This is a genomic window from Candidatus Cloacimonadota bacterium, assembly GCA_020532355.1.
Taxonomy (GTDB): domain Bacteria; phylum Cloacimonadota; class Cloacimonadia; order Cloacimonadales; family Cloacimonadaceae; genus UBA5456.
In genome coordinates, this window is the sequence record JAJBBD010000335.1 from 1 (window position 1) to 2845 (window position 2845).

Below are 2845 nucleotides of genomic sequence, written 5' to 3' on the forward strand. Positions count from 1 at the left end.
TGCTAATGCTAAACTAAAAGTGTACCAGTTATAGCAGCCTGCTAAACAAAAAGTGTACCACCTCAACACAAAAACCCTATACAATGAAGATTGTCAAAAAATCGTTGTATTGGGGGAAATAAAGGTGATAGAGATGGTACAGTATGATTATATCAGATTTTTGTATTATAACCAAAATAAAAGTAAGCGTGCAATAGCTAGGGAGGTAGGTGTCCATCGCAATACAGTAACGAAGGCTATAGAGAATCCAGAACAAAGATATAATTTAACTGTTGAACGTGATAAACCAGTTAACCATAGTATTATAGACAGAGTTAAATGGCTAATAACAGATAATCAGGTCAAGCCCAAAAAGCATCGTCTAACCAAGACTCGCATGTATAATCTCTTATGTGAAGAAGGTTATAAAGGAAGTTATTCCGCCTTCACTTATTTAACAAGACAAATCGAAGAAGAGTTCAATATCAACTCAAAAGAAGCATATCTTAAACTGAATCCTATCAAAGGAAGCATGCAGGTTGATTTTGGCGAAATGGTGGTGATGCACAATCAGGTGCCCAGGAAAGTTTATGTCTTTTGCGCTAAGCTCTGCTATAGCAAGATAGAGTTTGTTATAGCTTATCCCTATCAACGTACAGAATATTTCTTTGATGGACTAAATTCGGCATTTGCCTTCTTCGGCGGTGTGCCCCGCAAGGTTATTTTCGATAATTTAAAACCAGCTGTAAAAGAGATATTAGAAGGACCAGATAGAGAACTGCAAGAAGAATTTCTGAAATTTAAGTCCTTTTACTGCTTTGAAGCTATATTTTGTGGTCCAGGAAAGGGGAATGAAAAAGGAATGATCGAGAATTTAGTAAAATACGTAAGGAATAACTATTTCCTTCCCTATCTCGAATTTACCGACTTTGAATCGCTCAACAGCAGACTGTTAAAAGAATGCCAGCAAAGACTGGAAAAAGGCATCCATAAAGGTGAGGCTTGGACTAAATTGGTTCTTATGGAAGAGTTTCTTCCTTTTGAGGAGGTTTATCAATATGCCCGTATTACGAGCTCCTCTGTTGATACCTATCAATTGATTCATGTAGATAGAAATAGATATTCCGTTCCAACTAGGTATGTGGGCAAGAAAGTCCAAGTTAGGATCTATCCCTTTAAGATTATCGTTAGCTACAAGGGAGTGGTAATCGCTGAACACAACCGGCTATTTGGTAGGGACAAAGAATGTCTGAACCCCTACCACTATCTTGCCCTTCTCCAAAAGAAAGCACGAGCTTATGATCAGGCTAAAGTGATACAAGATTGGAAGTTACCAGCAATTTATGAAGAATATCATAGGCAGCTGAAAGCGCATAGTCAATCAAATTCAAAAGGAACCAGGGAATTTGTTGATATCTTAAAATTAACAGAAAAGTACGGGTTGGGCACTATCGGTAAAATCCTCAAGAAATTAGATGAAACGGGCCAGTATAGCTATCAAGCAGTGTTGAGCCTACTGCGCTGCCAAACAGAGTGTACCAGGGGTACAAGGCCGTTAGCAGAAGAACATTTACAACACCTTAAGATAGGCGATATCAAGACAAGCCATCTCCCGCTATCAGCATATGACAGCCTTGTCGGGGAAGGAGGATGCGCATTATGACTGATATGCTAAAAACAAAACTTAAGACTTGTCGCCTTTCAGGTATCGGCGAGCATTACGACCGCATTGTTGGTGAAGCCAATGAGAGGAGCTGGAGCTACGACTCCTTTCTTGAAGCACTATTGGATTGTGAGATTGTTACGAGGGAGAACAGTCGCTTCCAGAGGCTGCTCAAGCAGGCTAAATTCCCTACACTGAAAACAATAGACCAGTTTGATTTTCCCCAAGCACCATACCTGTCTAAAAGGGATGTAATGGATCTCTTTGATGGTCAGTTTATTGTCGATAGGGCTAATCTTTTATTTTTAGGAGCTCCAGGCACAGGGAAAAGCCATATTGCAACTTCATTAGGGGTAGAGGCCTGTAAACAGGGGAAATCTGTTGCCTTCTATACTGCGGCAACTCTTGGAAACCTACTGGTAGAAATGCAGGATGAGAATCAATTAAGTAAGTTCATGAGCAAACTTAAAAAGGTTGAGCTCCTTATCATTGATGAATTAGGATACGTTGAACTATCACATCAAACTACCCAGCTTATGTTCCAAGTTTTCTCCGAAAGGTATGAAAAGGGCTCAATTATTGTAACCACGAACCTTGAGTTTGCAGAATGGACCAGTATATTTCATGACGAAAGGATGACCGCAGCCATACTCGATAGGTTGATTCACAATAGCAAGATTCTGCTCTTCAATGGTGAAAGTTACAGATATCGGCTTCAGAAGAGTAACCAGCAAAGCTCATAAGAACCAATGTGTTCATATGCCCCTTCATTGTTCCTTGGCAAATGAATAAAGATTAAGGATGTGGATATACCTCAGCTATGGATTCTGATGGATAACTCTGTAGAGTTACCCACAGACTCCACAACTGATTGGACAACGTTTTACGTTGCCCACATACCCACAACCTCTACTACTACGTTTTATTTAAACAATTACAACAATAAGAATTGAGTAGTTTCAAAATGGAAGTTATTCTTAAAAATAGCTGCTACTCATAATTTAAAAGGTGTATTTATTTTTTCTTTTAGTGGTACACAATTAAGTTAGCAGGGTGGTACACTTTTCGCTTGACAAAAGCAAGAGACTTAGAACACAGTTTAGAGATATGCTAGAGGCCTTTAATACATCATTAGGTGCAGGTAAAAACGTAGTCGACTCTTTTCATACTGTATATGGGGACCTAAAGGTACAATATGATGAA

General features: G+C 39.1%; 2 protein-coding genes. Both read left to right on the plus strand.

Annotation, left to right across the window (positions count from 1 at the left end):
• The first annotated feature begins 133 nt into the window (after window positions 1–133).
• Window positions 134–1642 (plus strand): IS21 family transposase, encoded by a 1509-nt coding sequence (gene istA, locus LHW48_11405; GenBank protein ID MCB5261053.1) that lies wholly within the window; start codon window positions 134–136, stop codon window positions 1640–1642.
• Complete coding sequence (istB, locus tag LHW48_11410; protein MCB5261054.1) at window positions 1639–2385, plus strand: IS21-like element helper ATPase IstB; 747 nt, start codon at window positions 1639–1641, stop codon at window positions 2383–2385. Before istA ends, istB begins: the two co-directional genes overlap by 4 nt.
• The last annotated feature ends 460 nt before the right edge of the window (window positions 2386–2845 follow it).

What these genes read in the sequence shown, in the direction of transcription:
- istA (MCB5261053.1), top strand. Translation starts at nt 134, where the DNA reads ATGGTACAGTATGATTATATCAGATTTTTGTATTATAACCAAAATAAA.
- istB (MCB5261054.1), top strand. Translation starts at nt 1,639, where the DNA reads ATGACTGATATGCTAAAAACAAAACTTAAGACTTGTCGCCTTTCAGGT.